Annotated in this window: 17 protein-coding genes and 1 pseudogene; 11 read left to right on the forward strand and 7 right to left on the reverse strand. The window is 72.1% G+C overall.

What is annotated here, in order from left to right:
• Positions 1–213: 213 nt before the first annotated feature.
• The gene (locus tag OG444_RS38615) at positions 214–603 is read right to left on the reverse strand and encodes a hypothetical protein (protein WP_327266539.1); all 390 of its coding nucleotides are present in this window, start codon (positions 601–603) and stop codon (positions 214–216) included.
• Between the two features lie 261 nt (positions 604–864).
• Positions 865–1914: a winged helix-turn-helix domain-containing protein gene (locus OG444_RS38620; protein WP_327266540.1), complete on the reverse strand. Its 1050-nt coding sequence runs from the start codon at positions 1912–1914 to the stop codon at positions 865–867.
• A 177-nt stretch (positions 1915–2091) separates the two neighbouring features.
• Here OG444_RS38620 and OG444_RS38625 point away from each other — a divergent pair, with 177 nt between their 5' ends.
• From OG444_RS38625 to OG444_RS38635, 3 genes are all read left to right on the forward strand, one after another.
• On the forward strand, positions 2092–2367 hold the full coding sequence (locus tag OG444_RS38625; protein ID WP_327266541.1) for a hypothetical protein: 276 nt from the start codon (positions 2092–2094) through the stop codon (positions 2365–2367).
• A 264-nt stretch (positions 2368–2631) separates the two neighbouring features.
• Entirely contained in the window at positions 2632–2985 is a 354-nt protein-coding gene (locus OG444_RS38630; RefSeq protein WP_327266542.1) for a VOC family protein, read from the forward strand.
• Positions 2986–3480: 495 nt separating this feature from the next.
• On the forward strand, positions 3481–4029 hold the full coding sequence (locus OG444_RS38635) for a hypothetical protein (protein ID WP_327266543.1): 549 nt from the start codon (positions 3481–3483) through the stop codon (positions 4027–4029).
• A gap of 102 nt (positions 4030–4131) precedes the next feature.
• Here OG444_RS38635 and OG444_RS38640 read toward each other — a convergent pair whose 3' ends face one another.
• On the reverse strand, positions 4132–5064 hold the full coding sequence (locus tag OG444_RS38640) for a hypothetical protein (RefSeq protein ID WP_327266544.1): 933 nt from the start codon (positions 5062–5064) through the stop codon (positions 4132–4134).
• Between the two features lie 166 nt (positions 5065–5230).
• Between OG444_RS38640 and OG444_RS38645 the strand changes: the two genes are divergently transcribed.
• Together OG444_RS38645 and OG444_RS38650 are read left to right on the forward strand one after the other, a co-directional pair.
• On the forward strand, positions 5231–6169 hold the full coding sequence (locus OG444_RS38645) for a hypothetical protein (protein ID WP_327266545.1): 939 nt from the start codon (positions 5231–5233) through the stop codon (positions 6167–6169).
• Positions 6170–6368: 199 nt separating this feature from the next.
• Positions 6369–8807, forward strand: coding sequence for a SpoIIE family protein phosphatase (locus OG444_RS38650; protein WP_327266546.1), 2439 nt, complete (start codon positions 6369–6371; stop codon positions 8805–8807).
• 79 nt (positions 8808–8886) lie between these two features.
• Here the strand turns inward: OG444_RS38650 and OG444_RS38655 are convergent, their stop codons facing one another.
• The 3 genes from OG444_RS38655 to OG444_RS38665 form a co-directional block, all read right to left on the reverse strand.
• Positions 8887–9450, reverse strand: coding sequence for a hemerythrin domain-containing protein (locus OG444_RS38655; protein WP_327266547.1), 564 nt, complete (start codon positions 9448–9450; stop codon positions 8887–8889).
• Positions 9451–9984: 534 nt separating this feature from the next.
• Positions 9985–10500 (reverse strand): hypothetical protein, encoded by a 516-nt coding sequence (locus OG444_RS38660; RefSeq protein WP_327266548.1) that lies wholly within the window; start codon positions 10498–10500, stop codon positions 9985–9987.
• A 2-nt stretch (positions 10501–10502) separates the two neighbouring features.
• Positions 10503–11045 (reverse strand): hypothetical protein, encoded by a 543-nt coding sequence (locus OG444_RS38665; protein ID WP_327266549.1) that lies wholly within the window; start codon positions 11043–11045, stop codon positions 10503–10505.
• A gap of 388 nt (positions 11046–11433) precedes the next feature.
• On the opposite strand from OG444_RS38665, the gene OG444_RS38670 reads away from it, so the two are divergent.
• The 3 genes and pseudogenes from OG444_RS38670 to OG444_RS38680 all read left to right on the forward strand — a co-directional run bounded on the left by OG444_RS38670 (position 11434) and on the right by OG444_RS38680 (position 13257).
• Complete coding sequence (locus tag OG444_RS38670) at positions 11434–12057, forward strand: hypothetical protein (RefSeq protein WP_327266550.1); 624 nt, start codon at positions 11434–11436, stop codon at positions 12055–12057.
• Positions 12057–12786: pseudogene (locus OG444_RS38675) on the forward strand (NAD-dependent epimerase/dehydratase family protein); the annotation flags it as partial. The gene OG444_RS38670 and the pseudogene OG444_RS38675, both read left to right, overlap by 1 nt.
• 102 nt (positions 12787–12888) lie before the next feature.
• Positions 12889–13257, forward strand: a complete 369-nt coding sequence (locus tag OG444_RS38680; protein WP_327266551.1) for a PRC-barrel domain-containing protein — start codon at positions 12889–12891, stop codon at positions 13255–13257.
• 116 nt (positions 13258–13373) lie between these two features.
• Here the strand turns inward: OG444_RS38680 and OG444_RS38685 are convergent, their stop codons facing one another.
• On the reverse strand, positions 13374–16154 hold the full coding sequence (locus tag OG444_RS38685; RefSeq protein ID WP_327266552.1) for a glycoside hydrolase family 2 protein: 2781 nt from the start codon (positions 16152–16154) through the stop codon (positions 13374–13376).
• Positions 16155–16481: 327 nt separating this feature from the next.
• Here OG444_RS38685 and OG444_RS38690 point away from each other — a divergent pair, with 327 nt between their 5' ends.
• The 3 genes from OG444_RS38690 (at position 16482) to OG444_RS38700 (ending at position 17695) form a co-directional block, all read left to right on the forward strand.
• Positions 16482–16808 carry a hypothetical protein gene (locus OG444_RS38690; protein WP_327266553.1) on the forward strand — a complete coding sequence of 109 codons (327 nt, stop codon included), beginning with the start codon at positions 16482–16484 and terminating at the stop codon, positions 16806–16808.
• A 72-nt stretch (positions 16809–16880) separates the two neighbouring features.
• On the forward strand, positions 16881–17012 hold the full coding sequence (locus OG444_RS38695) for a hypothetical protein (RefSeq protein WP_327266554.1): 132 nt from the start codon (positions 16881–16883) through the stop codon (positions 17010–17012).
• 167 nt (positions 17013–17179) lie between these two features.
• Positions 17180–17695, forward strand: coding sequence for a hypothetical protein (locus tag OG444_RS38700; protein ID WP_327266555.1), 516 nt, complete (start codon positions 17180–17182; stop codon positions 17693–17695).
• Positions 17696–17790 lie beyond the last annotated feature (95 nt).

Genomic DNA, 17790 nt, shown 5'->3' on the forward strand with positions numbered 1-17790 from the left:
GGGCGCTGCCCGGTGTCACCCGTGAGGCCCCGCGGAGGATCGTTCCTCCCGGCGGGAACCCGACTTCGCGCCGTCGCCGCGGTGTTGCGTCGCGCTGCTTGGCCGGGAGGCGAGCCGGTCAGTGAGCCAGGCGTCCAGTCGGTCCGTCGGCGCGGTGGGTCAGCCGGCGGGTCCGTGGGCCGGCCGGTCGGCCGGAGCAGGTCCTCCGCCCCGTCAGACGGGCTGATGGCTGAACCAGGCGCGGCTCTCCGGCTGGTTGGGGCGGACGATCGCCAGGATGGCCGGCACGAGCCAGATCACTCCCAGAATGGGCATCACCTGGAAGAACGCCCAGCTGAAGGGGAGAGCCGTCCAGCCGTAGACGAAGGCGGAAACCCGCAGATTCTGATGGCGGCTGGGGAACTTGAGGGCGGTCGTGACACCCCACGCGGCCACCGCGAGCACGAGCAACCCGGCGAAGACGACCTTGCCGGAGTTCGCCTCGCCCGGCGTGCTGCAACACGGCGTCGAGGCGTCGGCCTCGCCCCAGACGGCAGTGGCGACGGCCACGCTGTTGGTCACCAGAGCGAGCCCGAGGACGGCCTGAAGGCCGCCCAGGACCATCAGGAGAATCCGGAGGTTCCTGACGGCGCCCGGCATCCGTGCGCCGGGTGGAATCGCCTCGTGGGACAGTCCCCTCGGTTCACCCGGACCTCCGGTTCCGCCCGGTCCCCCCGATCCGGGGTTGCCGTTCGCGCGAGCCCGCTCCCACGGCCGTCCCCCGCCTGGTTCCCCATCGTTCCGGCTCATCCTGACGGTCCTCCCCCTGGGAAAGTCATCGCACCTGCGCGCCATGCTCCGGCCGCTCCTGTCGGCTGTCCAGCCTCAAACCGGCCACCGCCGACCCGCACAACCGGTGCTGTTGAGCAAGGTGAGGCCGAGGTGGGTCAGGGTATGGAGGGCAGCCTTCCGCTCCCGGGCGAGGGCGGTCAGTCCGGCGGCGCGCAGCGTGGTGGCGTGCTCGCTGGCGCTCGCCGGCGAGATGCCTGCCCGCCGGGCGAGCTGCGTCGTGGTGGACGCGGGATGGTCGGCGATCACGCACAGGACGACCGCCCGGGTACGTCCGAGGAGCGCGGACAGAGCCGGTGGCACCGGAGCATCGACCCGGCGTGCGTCAGCCGGGGGAGCCCACAGAGCGGCCGCGTCGACCGGATCGTGCAGGGCCGGATAGACCATGACCACGCCGTCGGCCCCGGAACCGGCGAACAGCTGGGGTACCGGCCCGCAGAACACCGACGGCGCCAGGATCAGTGGCCGCCCGGCCAGGTGGAAGTCGGCGACCGGGTGGACGAACGGGCGATAGCCGGGGATCTCCAGCACCGGCGGCCTCCACCGGACCATCGGGCCCATGCCGTCCAGCAGCGCCGCCACTCCGCCCCGGGCCATGAGGCGCCCCCTGCGTGCCACGTCGCCGTCCAGGTGCTGGTGGATGCGGCCCCAGTACGAGGCGACCCCCACCCGGTGGCAGTCCCGCAGCGCCCCCGCGAGCCGCCCCACGGACTGCCGGTCGGCCGCCATCACCCCGGCCAGCCACCGAGCCCGCCGCCTGCCCGCACCGGCGCACACGCCGAACTCCTCGCGCAGCCGGCCCTCGGGCGCACTGACCAACCGCTCCAGCCCCTCGTCCATGCAGCCCGCAGTCCCCACCAGGGTGAACAGGTCCACCAGCCCGCCGGCCGGTGAGCCGAGGAACTGCGCGGCGTGCGGTCCGTCGCCGGTGACGAGCGGGCCCGTACGCGCACGCCAGCCGCCGAACAGGACTCTGCCGTCACGCCGCTGGAGGTTCCACAGGCCGAGCGAGGTCTCCGCGAGCGGACCGAGCACTTCGACCTTCACCCGAGCCAGGTCCTCCGCGGTGAAGTGCAGTCGCAACACACCGGCCTCCTCACCCGCCTGGGCCGAATGCTTCCCGCTGCGCTCGGTTCGGGTCAGACCGAAACGAGTCGAATTCCCTGCGGGCCGGAGCGAATCATGTTCGCCAGAGCGTCACTTACCGCTGAGCGTCCGCTATCGGGGGAACGGCCTCAGCAGACTCATGGAAAGGCAGAAACCATGCGCACGACAGTGAAACGGGCTCTGACCACGCTCGCCGCCGGCGCGGCCGTCGTCATGATGGCCACGGTGGGGGCCTCGGCCGCCACCACTGCGGACACGGCGGCCGCCGCCGCCACGCCCGCGGCCCTGGCACTCCCGGCGGCCGCCCCGGCCTGGGAGCACATAGGCGAGTTCTCCAAGGCGGAGTGCTACTCGCTCCGGGACTCCTATGCGGGCAAGGCCAAGTGCGTCCGCAACGCGGGCGGTCTGTACGACCTCTACGTGAAGGTGTGATCCACCGGTCACCCGGAGCCGGCGCGAGCGAGAGCCGTCGGAGGGCGAGCACGGGGGGCGTCCACGGGCGGTCCGCGAACCGAACCCGCTGATGGTTCGTGCGGGCTGAGCGGCGGTACGCCTCGCGCATCCGCGCCCGGGCACGCACCGGGCCGGGCCCGGCCCCGACGACCCGTCGCGGGGCCGGGCTTCGGGCGCTCCCCGTGGCGAGCCGCGTTGGTGTGGTGCAGCCTCGGCCGTTCGCCGTCCTGGCAGGATGGTGGCATGGAACGTGTGCTTGGAATCGGCGGATACTTCCTGCGGGCCTCCGACCCGGCGGCCCTGAGCGCGTGGTACCGCGACTGCCTGGGGCTGGACGCAGATGAGCATGGCCTCTGGCAGCAGGGCGCCGGGCCGACGGTGTTCGCGACGTTCGAGCCCGAGACCGACTACTTCGGGTCCCGCACCCAGCGCACCATGCTCAACTTCCGGGTCCGCGACCTCGACGCGATGCTCGTGCAGTTGCGGGCCGCGGGGGCGGACGTGGCGGACGAAACACAGGACATGGAAGGTGTGGGTCGCTTCGGCTGGGTCACCGACCCCGAGGGCAACCGGGTCGAGCTGTGGCAGCCCGCCTGACCGCGGAACCACCGTCCGGTCCGTGCCCCTGCAGGGCGCGACGGTAGCGGACTTCGGTGACGGACACCCGTCGTGGCCGTCGGCCTGTACGGCGCCGACAGCGGCCCCGCGTGCCCTGTCAGGAGTCCGTACAGGGCCACTTGCCGCAGCCTTCGGAGGACACCACCCACCCGGTCATCCCGGATGCGCATGTGCAAATACCTTGATCGCTCCCGCAGGGTTCCGCCTGGTAGGCTCCGCCCCGGAAACGATCAACCTCCTGGGCAGGAAGCACCTCAGACACAACCCCTGCATGCCTACCCGGTGAAGGGCGAACTCCCGGACGCGCATCAGCACCGTGCCGGCCACGAGCACGATGCTCCCCGTGACTTCGCGTCAGATCGACTCGGGTGAGCGGCTCAGTCGCGCCCCGGAGCACACCCGGTCCATGCACTCGGCCTTCTGACGGGCCGTATGGACTGACGTCAACACGCACAAGCTTGTGGAGAACCCCTCATGACGACACCGCACCACCCTGGCGGCCACACCCCCGTTCCGGGCAACCCCTACAGCCACAACGCGGGCGGAGGCGGAGAGGCCGCCTACGCCCCGGCCCCCGGCGGACATGCGCCGAGCGCATACGCCGGCCCGGCCCCCGCCGCCGGCCAGGCGTCGCCCCCGTGCCGGGCCTGCGGTGCCCAGATCGCCGTGAACTTCAAGGTCCGCGCCCACATGGGCATTCTCATCATGATGAAGTTCGAGCACCTGGACGGACCGTTCTGCCGTGCCTGTGGCATAGCGGTCGTCCGGCAGATGACCTTCCGGACCCTGTTCCTGGGGTGGTGGGGACCGCTCTCCCTGGTGATCCTCAACCCGTTCACGCTCGTATGGAATCTGACGGCCTACCTGAAGTACAGCAAGCTTCCTCCGTCGGCGCCCCTCCCCGGACGCGCCCACCTCGACACGGGCCCGCCGGTCCTCAGGCGGCCGCTGTCATACGTGGCCCTCATCCCCCTGGCCTGGGCCATCTGGGTCGTCACCCAGATCGTGACCCACGAGATGTGAACCGTACGGGCGGCCGGATCGGCGACGTAGTTTCCGACGCGGCCGCTGTGGGACCGAATGCCATCCCGATCACGTCACCGTCGGCGTCGTGCTCCAGTGTGGTCAGACCGTGCGTTCGGCCCCGTAGTAGCCGTGCCGCATCCGGAACCTCATGGGTTCGGTTCCGTGTGCCTCGATGTGGGCGATCAGCAGTGACTTCAGCGGCTCGGGCAGGTGCCTGCCGTGTGCTCCGGTCCACTCGAGCGAGCCGAACAGCCCCGCTGCTCCGTCGAGTTGAGCCGGAGTCGGAGGCTGTGCCGCGCACGCCGCGAAAATGAGGCCGGAAGGTTCGGCCAGAAGCTGGAGCTCCACCGCCCGGTCGTACCACATCAGGCCGCCGGTGGGCTCCCTGGCGGAGATCCCGGCCCATGCCAGCAGGGCGCGGATCCGCTCGATCCCGTCGGGGTGGAGGCGCCGGGTGAGAGCGGCGAGTCGGTCCTCGGCGTCCCGCAGGTCACGTGACCACGCTTCAGCATCGCGCCCGGGCGGCTGCGCCACGGCCTCGGCGGCCTCGGTCAGTCCGGGCGGCGCGGACCGTACCCAGCGCGCCCGCCGCCGCTCGGCAACGGCCTCCTCGGCCGCCAGCTCGGCCTGAGCCTCCCTCGATCCGGTCAGGCCGTGCTCAGCCAGCCACGCAGTGAGCGCCGGACCGTCACGCAGGTCGGCGTCACCATCACCGAGCCCGCGGATCCCGGTCTGGTGGTGCAGGGTCCAGCGGGCGATGAGTTCGCCGTACGCGTCGTGAACCATGATCGTCGGCCAGCCGTTGCAACGGCACCGGTCGCCGGTCCCGCCGTCCACGATGGCCAGGAGCTCGGCCAGGTCCGCCAGGTCGGCACCGGTCACGTCGATCCGCGGTGCGCCGGTGGAGTCGTCCTCGTCGGACGGGACCTGCCCCTCGACGATCACGACGCGTGCGGCACGGTTCAGTACCGCCCGCAACCGGGCCGTGGTCGGCGGGCCGTCGGCCCCGGCGGCTGTTCCCTGGAAGATCACGTGCGCGAGCGTATCCCTGCAGTCCGCGTCTGCCTTCCGCGGGTCCCGCGCCGGCGTTCGCAGGTCCGTCCACCGCGCTGTCCAACGCTCCGTCCGTGCGTAAACATGCACAGGAAGCGACGTGGCGGCGTGGGCCGGAGCCACGGCGCGGGGCAGGGTGGCCGGTATGAACGCGGACGTGGACGACGTGGACGTGGAGGCGGCGACCTTCGAGCTGTACGGGCTGAAGCCGGCGGACTTCACCGCCGCCCGCGCCGCCGCCGTGGCCCGGGCCCGCCGGAAGAAGGACACCGCCGCCGCGGCCGCGATCGGCGGACTGCGCAAGCCGACCCTGGCCGTATGGGCGGTGAACCTGCTCGCCCGCACCCATCCGGACCAGGCCGAGGCACTGCTGCGCCTCGGCGCCGAGCTGCGCCGTTCGTACCGGGAGCTCGACGGCGAGCGGATGCGTGCGCTGTCGCAGGAGCAGCACCGGGTGATCGGCGCGCTGGCCGTGGAGGCCGGACAGCTGGCGGCCGGGGCGGGGGAGCAGCTCAGGGAGACGGTGCTGCGCGAGGTCGGAGAGATCTTCCACGGGTTGCTGGCCGATGAGGAGGCCGCCCGCCGATGGGCGTCCGGCTGCCTGGCGAAGGCGCCGGCCGTGGCGGTGGGGTTCGAAGGGCTGGAGCCCGCTCCGGGCGCCGCACCCCCGCCTGCCGATCCCGCCGGGGCCTCGGCCGCCCGCAACGAGGAAACCGGGTCCCGGCGGGCAGGACGGGCCGCCGAGAAGCGCCGTGCCCGGACGGCCGCCGTACGGGAACAGGCTGCGGAGGCATCGGCAGCACTGCAACGGGCCGAGGAGCTCCTGGCGGAGGCGACGGCCGCCCGGGACCGGGCCGAGGACGACGCGGCCGGCCTGAGCGACGAACTCGCCGCCCTGCGGCAACGGGCCGAAGCGGCCCGGCGAGAGGCGCAGGAGGCCAAGCAGCTGCACCGACAGGCCGAGCAGGCTCATGCCGGGGCCGTACGGGCAGCGGAGAAGGCCGCCCGGAGGCTGGAGGACCTGGAACGAAGCGAAGGGCCGAGCGGGACCGTGAGCGGGAGGGGGAGTAGCGACAAAGGCTGATGCCCGGAGCCGCCCGGAGCCGCCCGGAGCCGCCCGGACGCCGGCCCACCGGCCGTCCCGCCCGTTCCCACCCGCAGCCGCGCGGTGGCACTCCGTAGCCGATCCGCATGCCGCCGGGAAACCCCGGTCCGAGCGTTGCCCGCGACCGGTTGCACGGCGGCCCATTACCCGCAGTGCGCGACCGTGCCATGCTCGAAGGGTGCAGACGGATCCGACGGCTTCGGGCGACGGTGCGTCGCCCGAGGTACTCGCCCTGGCCAAGGTCGTGGCCAGGCTCCGGACCGAGGTGGCGGACCTGGAAGGCCTTGCCTCCGGCGCGGCGGTACTGGAGCGGGCGAAGGGCGTGCTGATGGCCCGGGAGGGCGTGTCGGCCGATGAGGCGTACGAGCTGCTCGTAGAACACGCCGGGCGCCGGCGCAGAACCCTGATGGAGGAGTGCTGGATCACCCTCGGCGGGATCCGGTCCCGGACCGCCGCACCGCCTCCGCAGCCCGTGGCCCCCGGCACGACGAGCACCGCTGCGGCCCCGGACCGCCCCCGGTCCGTCTTCAGGTCGGACCGCTGCCTCACCAGCGACCGCGATGCCGCCGGCTCGCGTGTGCTCCTGGCAGGCCTGGCCGCCGCGCTGGCGGACGCCCGCAGCACGGGCGATGCCGCGGAGGTCCTGCACGGGGCGCTGCGCCTTCCCCTCGGCGTGGACGGCGTGATGATCTACACCTTGGACGGGGCCGGGGGGCTGGAGCTCATCGGCCGTTCCGGGATCGATGAGGTACTGGCCGCGCAGTGGCGGGACATCCCGCCGTCGGCCGGCGTCGCCGCGCTGGAGGCGATCACCTCCGGTGAGCCGCGATGGCTGGACGATCCGGAGCGGGACCCCGAGAAGTACCGGCTCATCGGGTCGCCCGGGCGATGGCCGACCCGCGCGTGGATCCCCGTACCGGGCGAGGAGACGGTCACCTGCGCCGTCGGATTCTTCCGGAAGGTCGCCACCCCCTTCGGCAGCGACGACCGGGCCCTGCTGCAACAGGCCGTTCGCCTGTGCGGCGGCCCCCTGCGCGTCCTCGAGCACCGCCCTGCCCGGCCGGCGGACCCGGAGGTTGCCGCCGTCCAGAGGATCCTCGATACGGTGTCCGGTGCGGCGATCCTTCTCACGCCCCTGCGTGCGCCGAGCGGCGAGGTGGAGGACTACCGCATCGAGGCGGCCGCTCCGGACTCGGTGGACGTGGCGGGCCGCCAAGGCAGGGAACTGGTGGGCCGGAGGATCCTGGAGACCTATCCGACCGTGGCCGGAACACCCTTGTGGCAGGGCTACCTCGACGCCCTGGACACCGGAGCCACCTACGAGGGCGAGCCGTTCTCGTACCAGGAGGTGACGGCGGGGATCCCCGAGACGTCCGTCTACTCCGTGCGCGCCACGCGGCTGGCCGGCCGGCTCATGGTCTCGTGGATCCGCCACGACACCACCGCACGCGAGATCCGCCGGCTGGCCACCATGCAGCGCCTGGGCAACCTCGGCTGGGCCGACTGGAATCTGACCACCGACACGGTCAACTGGTCCGACCAGGTGTACGCGATCTTCGACCGCCCGCCCGACCAGGGGCCCATGAGGCTGGAGGAGCTCCCGCAGCACCTCGTTCCGGACGACCTGCCCGCTCTCGCCGACGCCGTTCAGCGGCTGCTGGGAGACGGTACGCCGATCGACCAGTCCTTCCGCATCAGCATCGCCGACGGGGTCCGGCACCTGCGCATCGTCGCCGAGGCCGAGACGGACGCCTACGGGACCCCCGTCGAGGTGCACGGCTTCTTCCAGGACCTCACCCCCCAACGGGACACCGAGCTGGCCCTGATCGAGAGCGAACGGGCCGTGCTCGTCCAACGGGGCGTGCTCCAGGCCGAACGGGCCATCGCCGCACGCCTCCAGCATGCTCTGCTGCCCATTCCGGAACAGTCGATCGAGCTGGTGGGTCTGCGCGTCGACATCGCCTACGTGCCCTCGGACACCGGAGTGAACGTAGGCGGTGACTGGTACAGCGCCATCGAACTGCCCGACAAGAGCGCCCTCTTCGTGGTCGGGGACGTCGCGGGCCATGGCCTGGATGCCGTCGGGACCATGGCCCAGCTGCGGTTCACCGCCAAGGGCATGATCATCACCGGCTCTGCGCTGCCCGATGCCATGGGCCGGCTCAACACTCTCCTCCTGCACACGGCCACCACCCCGTCCGCCACCACGGCCACCATGATCATGGCGCGCTACAGCCCGGTGGAGCGGCGTCTCGCGTGGGTGCGGGCCGGGCATCTGCCGCCCCTGCTGGTCCGCGGGGGAGTGGCTCGCTTCCTCCCCCTGCCGGAGGGCAACCTCCTCGGGGCGTCCTTCGACTCCGTGTACGCGGAGGTGACGCTGGACCTGGAGCCCGGCGATCATCTCCTCCTGTACACCGACGGGCTCATCGAAGTACCCGGGGAGGACATGGACTGCGGTCTCGGCCGGCTCGCCGAGGCGGCCGCCGGGGCCATGGGCGGGGGATCTCCCGACCTCCTGCCCCGGCTCCTGGCGGCCCTGCATCCTGCCGGGCAGGACGACGTGTGCGTCCTGGACATCCACCTTCCGGCGGAACCGGAACAACGCGCCGGCACGTGAGGCCGGCCGAAGCCACTGGGGGAACCGGGGGCCGCGGGGGCCACGGCGGGCCGGCTGAGGCAGGCGCGGCTCAGAAGTGTCAGGAATCCTTGCCGCGCCCGCTCATCGCGTCGCGGAGGCGGTCGACGAGGCCGACTCCGGGTGCGAGCAGTTTGTTGGCCGGCGGCTTGTCCGGGGCGGACGGGTGCGGGCGGGTCGGTGCGGTCTTCTTGGCGGAACGGACCTTGTCGCCGAGCTCGCCCAGCACGTCCGCCGAGCACTGGGCGCGCAGCCGCGGGAAGAGGCTGCCCTCCTCGTCGGCGATGTGCTCGCGGATTTCGGTCATCAGCTTGTCGACCAGTCCGTCGAACCGGGGGTCAGCGGCGTCGCACCCTTCGAGGTCCTTCATGATCCGCTCGGCCGCCGCGTGGTCCTCCAGCTCCTTGTCCGCGATGGCGTCCCCGTCGGGCAGGTGCTCGCGCACCGCCGGGTACAGGTACTCCTCCTCGGCCACGGAGTGCCGGACCAGTTCGATGGTCAGCTTGTCCGCGTACCGCTTCCTGCGGGGGTCCCCGGAGGGCAGCGCCTGGATGTTCTTGAAGAAATCCTCCACCTCCTGGTGGTCGGTGGTCAGCTCTGCGATGACGTCACCGCCGTGTCCCATGGTGTTCTCCTCCACAAGGGTCGTAGATGGTGTGGTCTGCCGGTCGTGGCTGGCGATTACCTCTGACTGCCGCCGGCTCGATTCGCGCCTACCCACCTCCCTCCGGCGCATTCCCGCGGCTCCCGGAGGACCTCCGCACGGATGGCGGCGGTGTCACCCGTCGACGGGCATGCACACGTGGACGCGTTTCCCACCGGCGGGCGTGGGCACGGCACTGACCTCACGTGCGATGTGCCGGACGAGGATCCAGCCCCAGCCGCCACTGCCGCTGAGGTGCGGCAGCCGAGGCACGGGCGGGGCCGAGCTGGTGTCGGTGACGTCGTCAGGGAGGTCGAGGTGTCGCTGGGGTTCATGGGACGCGGGAGTCATCGCAGGCTCCGGGTGAAGTGGACGCTCTTACCTCTGTAGGAGCGCATGCCCGCCCCGGGCCGCCGCATACCCGGCTTCCGCACCGGCCTCCTCCGACGGCGGCGCGCCGGACCCGTAACAGCGGGTCCGGCGCGCCGCGGCCGCGTCGGGTTTCGGGATGTGTTCTCAGGTGTTGAGCAGCCGGTTGAAGAAGGAGCGGTACTGCTGGAGCGCCAGCCGCAGCTCCTCCGTGGCGACCTGTTCGCCCTGGTCCCACTGGCCCTCCAGGCCCTGCTTGCGCGTGGAGAACGTCTGGGCGAGCGCCTGCATCACCTCGGCCACCAGCGCGTCCGCCGACTTGACCGCGTCCTGCGGGTCATCCACGAACCGCCCCTGGATCTCGCTCCACGTCGTGCGGTAGCGCTCCGCCTCCTCACCGCCGAGCAGCGGTTCGTCCGCCGCCGAGGGCTGCCGGTCCTCGTGGCCCGTGCCTGCCTCCTCCGTGGCGGAACCGTCGTCCCCGTACCGGGTGTCCGCCGTCGCCTCCCCCGGGTACGTGGGCACGCGCCGTTCATCGTCCAGTCGGCCGTCGTCCAGCCGCGGGTCCTGGGTGGTGGTCGCCGTCCCGGGGTTCGCAATGTCCTCGGTCGTCAGCTCGACGCCGGCGGCCCGGTCCTCTTCCCTGTCCGATCGGTTGCGCATGTTCACCGACTCCTCTGGTCACTGAGCAACTCCTCGAAGAGCGCGCGGTAGTGCACCATCGCTCCGCGGAGTTCCTCCGTCGTCGTCCGTCCCGCACCGCTGCGCTCCTTGACGTCGTGCGCGGCGCGATAGTGCTCCAAGGTCTGTCCGTGCTCCACAGAGAGATCACGCACCTGGCGGTTGAACCCCTCCGTGGGGTATCCGCGCTCGCGCATCAGCCGGATGACCAGCTCGTCGGCCTCGCCGACGGAGCCCTCAGGCCGGTCCACGAATCGCTCCTGGACTCCGCTCCACTCCTGCGCGTACTGGTGGCGCCGCTCCGACGGGAGCTCCTTGAGCTCGAATTCCGAGTGGCGTTCCTCGCGGGCCCGCAGCTCGCGCTCCGCGGCCATGCGGCCGCCCTCGGCCTCCACGGTGCGTTCGTACTCGGGCCCGAAACGCTGCTGCAAGTGGCGTCGGCGGGACATCATCCACAGCCCCACGCAAAGTGCGATGACCACGACCGCCGCGATGACGATCACGGTGATGAGCATGCTGTTCGACATGGCTCGCCTCCATCCGGGCCTCACCGGCCTCTGCCACGCGGCTGCCCGGCGCGACACCGGCCAAACGCAGGCCCGGCGTTGGTCCTGGGAGAGGCTCCGCCCGTCCGGCACCCGCCGGGGTGTGATCCCGGCACCGGGAGCGGATGCGGCGCCGGGCACTCGGACGGAGGGGCGTACGTACCGGGCGGGGCCCGTCGGCGCGCGGACGGAGGTGTGGAAGAGGGAGGTGTGGAAGAGGGAGGTTTGAAGGCCGGGAGGCCGGTCAGACGCCAAGAGCCACCCATCTGTCCCACGCGAGCACCGCGGGTCGAAGACGGGCGCACGATCTGTGAACGGCTCCGTGGGTCCGTGGCGGCAGCCGGGACGTCCACAGGATCGGAACAGCGCCATGAACGCTCACCACAGCAGCTCGCCATCCCCTTCCTCCGCTCCGCCCCGCACCCAGCGCCTCCTCGCGATCTACCTCAACGACCACCTCGCGGGCGCCAGCAGCGGTGTGGCACTCATCCGCCGCATGGCCCGAACCCACCGCGGTACACCGGCCGGGCCTCCCCTGGCCGAGCTCGCCGAGGACATCTCCGCCGACCGGGAGAGCCTGCGCGAGGTCATGACCGCCCTCGACATCCCCGCGCAGTGGTCCCGGGTGGTCGTCGGCCGCCTCGCCGAAAAGGTCGGCCGGGTCAAACTCAACGGTCGTCTGGTGAGCCGCTCCCCCCTCAGCGACGTCCTCGAACTGGAAGCCATGCGGATCGGCGTGGAGGGCAAGGAAGCGATCTGGAAATCGCTCGCCGTCATCGCCGAAACCCACAGCCACCTCGAGCGGGCCGCCGTCGACCGGCTCCTGTCCCGCGCCCGGGATCAGGCAGCCGTACTGGAGGAACTGCGCGAGGAGGCCGCACGGCGCACCTTCACGCCCACGCCCATGGCCGCGGACGAGCCTGCTCACTCCGGCCGGGGCCGCCCCGGCCGGGCATCGCGGCCCGGCCGATCCCACCGGACGAGGTGGGCCTGATGAGGGTCGTGGTCACCGGTGCCACCGGCAATGTGGGCACCAGCGTCGTGAAGGCCCTGGCCGCCGAACGCACGGTCACCGACGTGCTCGGTGTCGCCCGCCGCCGCCCCGGCCTTCGGATCCCCGAAGTCCGCTGGGCCGACGTGGACATCGACCCCGGTCGCGCCGACCTGGCGGAGGTGTTCGCGGGAGCGGACGCCGTCGTGCACCTCGCCCGGCGGTTCCAGCCGACCCACGACCCCGTCGTCACCTGGCGCACCAACGTGCCGGGCAGCATCGGTGTCCTCGAGGCGTCCGAGCGGGCCGGGTGCGCGCCCTGGTACACGCCTCGTCCGTCGCCGCGTACTCACCGGGCCCCGCCGACGGACGCCCCGCCGACGAGTCCTGGCCCACCCACGGCTGGCCGGGCGCCGCCTACACGGGGGAGAAGGCCTAAACGGAGCGCTGTCTCGACGGCTTCCAGCTCGCGCATCCCGGCATGCGGGTGGTCCGGTTGAGGCCGGCGTTCCTGTTCAAGGAAGGGGCCGCCGACGAGCAGCGCCGGATCTTCGCCGGACCGCCAATCCGGTGGCCGACCCGGTCCTGGACACGGCCGCGGTCGCCGGCCTCCTGCGCTCGCGCACGCTGCCGCTCCGGGCGGGCGCGGCCCGCGCCGCACTCGCCGCAGCCTGGCGGCTGCACCTCGTACCGGCCACCCCGGGACTGCTGGACGCCGTACTGCGGCTTCCGCGTGTCCTCGGCGCATGAGGTCCGGGCCGCGGGGCAGGCGGTGGGCGAAGCGACCGAGCGAGATCCGGCGCAACGACGTCTGACGTGAGGAGTGGTTTGATCATGCACGACGACATGTGGGCCTACCGGTCCGGAATCGTCCACCCGACCGGGGAGGACCTCACCGGATTCAAGGTGGAGGCGGCCGACGGGAGCATCGGCAAGGTCGACAAGCACTCGGCGGAGGTCTCGGACGCGTACCTGGTCGTCGACACGGGAGTCTGGATCTTCGGCAAGGAGGTGCTGATCCCGGCCGGGACGGTGACCGGCATCGACCGGGAGACGCACACGGTGCACGTGGACCGCACCAAGGAGCAGATCAAGGCGGCCCCGGAATTCCACCGCGAGAACCACCTGGCCGACCCGGACTACCGCGTCCAGATCTCCAAGTACTACGGAGCCACCGGCCGGCTCGGCGGGCCCTTCGTGTAGGCACGCTCCGGCACCCGCGGCATCCGGGCACGCGCGCGGCCCCCGCCCGACACGACGTCGGGCGGGGGCCGCGCAGTTCCGCTGCCCGCCCTGCGGGACCTGTGAGGCGCGCGCATTCAGGAAGGGTCCGGGGTGATGTGCGTGGTGGGCGTGTTCCACCCCGAGATCCGGATGCGGGGCGCGTCACCCCTGACGTCCGCCGCCCGGTACTCGGCGGTCAGGACGGCACTCTCACCGGGCCAGAGACTGATCTGGTTGTCGTCCCACCGGACCGGCAGCACGGGTGCGTCCAGGCCGTCGACCAGCCGGACATCGGTAAGCAGCGCGGGCGTGTTGCCGCTGCCCGTGTTGCGGACGGTGACCGTGGTGGTGGAGCGTCCACCCGCGTGCTGCGTGGTGCGTGCGGTCGCCGTCACGGTGGCGGCCGCCAGGGACTTCAGCCCGGTCAGATCGCCATGGGCCGTGACCGGGGTGTGGTACCAGTCGCTGGAGCCGTAGTCGAGGACGTCCGGTCGGGTGGAGAGCCAGTAGACGTTGCGGCTGACCTCGCGCCCGGCGCCGTCGGTGAGCGTCAGCCGGGCGAGGTACGTGGAGTCAGGGAGGTCTTGGCCCTCCGCGAGGGCCGGAACGGTCAGCGCGGTGGTCCTCGCCCCGTCACCGCCGACCTGCAGCCCGCGTACGGTGCGGTCGTAGCGGGAGGTCCCGTCGGTGCCGAAGAGGGTGACCCGGGCGGTGAGCCCGGACACGGCCGCCGGCCGCCGGTTGATGACGGCCACCGTCCGGTCGTCGTAGGAGTACTGGATGTGCAGGGGCTCGTTGGCCTTCTTCGCGCCGTAGTAGGCGCCGCCCCGGTCGAGGTAGCGGTCGATGAGCTGCCAGTGCAGTGAGGTCCAGCCGCTGTTGAACATCCAGTAGATGACCCCGGTCGAGGGGGCGCTCGCGTCCGTGGCGTTGCGGGCGTACGCCTCGAACTGCGCCCGGACGTTCTCGTACTGGCTGAGCTGGGCCTTGGCGACGTAGTCCCCCAGACCGTGCGGAGCGCCGTAGCGGCGGGCGAGGGCGTCGTTGAACAGCTTGAGCGTGTTGTAGGTGGGGGAGGGGGAGCGGTGGTACTGGGGGGCGGACGGCGACTTCCAGAGGGTTTCGAGTTCCGCCGGAGAGAGCATGCGGCGCAGCGTGTCCAGGGTCGGGACGGAGGGTCCGGCGCTCGTCTCGGAGTTGAATCCCGTCGCGCCGCCCTCGCGCTTGTCGTACCAGTACGAGGGCGGGACCCAGTCGTAGGGTCCGGGCATCCGCATGCCGGAGGGGCCGCTCAGGGCCGTGGTGACGTCGGCGGCGGCGGGGATCACCGGGGTGGGCCAGTCGGCGGCGTGCAGGGCGTCAAGGTAGTCCCGTTCGGTCGCCGCGTCGGGTGCGAAGTCGCTGCCGATGAGGAAGGACAGGACGCTGGGGTGGCTGCGCAGCCGGGCGGCCTCGGCCGCCATGGACGCCCGGGCGGTGAGACGGTCGGCGGCGCCCCATTTCTCGCCCGAACCGGAGGGGTTGACCGGCCCCTCCCACTTGTTGCAGCACTCCCAACCGGGCAGGGTGAGGATTCCGTGCCGGTCGGCGAGGTCGAAGAACTCGTCCGGCTCGAGGTGGCCTTCGAGCCGGAGCGTGTTGAGGCCCGCGTCGAGCGCTGCCCTGATCCGGTCCTCCGCGGCGGTGGTGTCCCAGCGCAGCAGCTCGTCGGCCGACCAGCCCGCGCCACGGATCAGGAGGGGGCGGCCGTTGACCGAGTACTGGCGGGCTCCGGCGGAGTTGAGAGGTGCCTTCACCTCGCGGATCCCGAAGGTGTGGCGGACCGAGTCCGAGCGGCTGCCGGCCACCGTCGCCGTCAGGTCGAGCCCGTACAGGTTCTGGGCTCCCATGCCGGCCGGCCACCACAACGCGGGCTGTGCCAGACGTAGTTGAGGGTGCCGGTCCGGGGAGAAGATGAGCGTACGGACCTCACCGGCGCGCAGGACGACATCCTCGCGCAGCACGATCCCGGTGCCGCTGACGGTGGCGGTGACGATGGTGGTGGCGCTCTCCTGGGAGTCGTTGCGGACCTGCGCCTTCACGGTCAGCTCGGCCGAGGCCGCGGCGACGGTGGCGGTGGGGGATGGCGTCGGGAGCTCCAGGCGCGTCACCACATGGGCGTCGTGCAGCGAAACCGGTCCCCGGCGGCGGACCAGGACATCACGGACGAGACCCATGTTGGCGTCGGGCGGGGGCTGCAGCCAGTCCAGCCAGCCCAGCGTGAGGTGTTTGCGCGGATCGTTGGGCCGCACCCGGAAGGCGACCGTGTTCGTGCCGGCCCGCACGAGCGCGGTGATGTCGAGCTCGTGCCGCGTGTACACACCGGCCACGTCGGCCGCGGAGGCGACCTGCCGGCCGTTGACGTACACGTCCGCCGCGGAGACCACCCCGCTGAAGTCCAGTGACGTGCGCTCCGAGGTGTCGGGAAGCGTGAAGTCGCTGCGGAACCACCACGGCACGGAGAAATCGCCGCGCGGGATGCGCTGCTGGTCCGTGGAGTAGAACGGGTCCGGGTGCGTGCCGTCGGCGACCAGGGCGGCGAGCACCGTGGAACGGGGCCCGGCCCGGTGCCACCCGGCCGTCGCGTAGCCGGGTGTGGACACGGCGGCCGCCGTGTCGGGGACCTCGGCCGTCGACCGGATCGCGTACCCGGCCAGCGCCGCGGTGCCGCCGGCCGCCACCCGGGTTGCGGCGGGCGCGGGACCCGTACCGGACGGCGAGCGGGGCGACGCGGCGGAGGGCAGGGCGGCCGGGGCGAGCAGCAGGCCCAGCAAGGCCAGCGCCACGGCGGCCACGCGGCGTCGCCGGGCGCGAGCGGGGCGGGGGACTTGGGACACGGTGGTCTCCGGGAGGCTGGTCGGACGTCCGCGTGACACGGAGATCAGGTAACGGACCGTAACGCACCGGACACGCGGCACGCAGACCGTCGCGGTCGTACGGCGAGCCGCGCGCTGCGCGCTGCGTGCTGTGTGCTGCGGGTCGTGCGCCTCGCGCCACGCGCGCCCACCGCCGGCCATCGGCCGGTCAGGGCGGCACGGGCCGCTCGGGCGGGCGCCGGATGGCCCACCGGAATCATCTCTTGGAGGGAGCGGTGGTGTTCGGCCCCCGGCATACCGGTGATCATGCGCTCAACTGAGGATCACTCACGGAACGGGGCCCACCTCATGCGTCTTGCACACCGCGCTGCCGCTCCCCTCGCAGCCTTCCTCGTCCTGGCCGCGTCGCCCCCCGCCGACGCGGCGCAGGGCACGTTCACCTTCCGGTTCACCGCGGGCGGCCACGCGCGGGCAGGTGCCCTGAGCAACCCTGCCGACGAGAGGTGCATCGATGCGACCGCCAGCATGGGCGGCGCCGGCCGCGCCCGCGCCGCCAGGAACACGACCAACAGGACGGCCACGCTCTACATGAGCATCGACTGCCAGGACGACGGGGTCGTACTGCGGCCGGGCGCGAGCCGAGCCGCGGAGTTCAAGACCGTGCGCTTCGGCTGACCGCCTCGGGACCCGGAGCTTGCGGCCGACCCGGCGCCGCGCCCAGCGGCGAATGCCGGGACACGCGAAGGGGTGCAGGGCCTCGACGAGTCCGAACCGGCTGCGGCCGGCCGCTGGCTCACCGGAACCGTCACCGTCATGCGCGAGGCGGCGCTCGACCTGGCTGAGGAGAACCGCAGAGACGGTCCTGAGGAAACGGCCTGAGAGCTGTCCCGTAAATGTTGGTCAGGGTCGGATGGGAATGAGTTGCCGCGGCGGCTCCTGCACGTTGCACCAGATAATCGCAGGCGTCCCGCGCAGCGACTGTCCTATCCTGGCCGCTGCCGTCCGTGCCGGGACGGGCCCGACGGAAGGGCGGCGGAGTGCCGGACGTGTACAAGATCATGCTGGATGCCGAGTTGAGCAAGGCGTTCGACGTGTGGTCCGGCTATCTGGATGCCCGGACTGGTGAAGACCCCCATGTCCGTGCACGACTGCGCTCCACGTTGCAGTCGGCCCGCGCGGCAGCCGCCGAGGACGATCCCGCGTCTGCACGCGCGTTGGTGGCAGAGATGTACGACGACGCCCGGGAAGCCGGCCTTCCCTGGGCTCCCGCGCAGCCTGGCCCCTGCGCGGCGGACCGGCAGACGCGCGACTACGCCAAGGACGAACTCCGGCAGGTGCTTCCTGTGCACCAACGCGAGGATCTCGACAGCATCGCGATCTACCTGAGCGTCACCGGCCGCCGGCTCCAGAACGCCCCCGGCCTCGACGCAGCCACCCACCAGGACATCCTTTACATTTCGGCCCGCGCCGGGATGGCCCTCGATCTCGCCCATCAGGAAGCGGCGCAACGGGAACTCGAGCGTCTGGAGGCGATCGCGCGACGGTGCGGCGTGGAGCGCTGAGTCCGGCGACAACGGCGATCAGCTGGTGAGCCGCCGCCTTGGTCAGCCGCTTCGCAGCCGTGACGGTCCGCTCCCCCCGAGGCCCCGGGGCCACC

It is taken from the genome of Streptomyces sp. NBC_01232 (assembly GCF_035989885.1).
Lineage (GTDB): Bacteria > Actinomycetota > Actinomycetes > Streptomycetales > Streptomycetaceae > Streptomyces.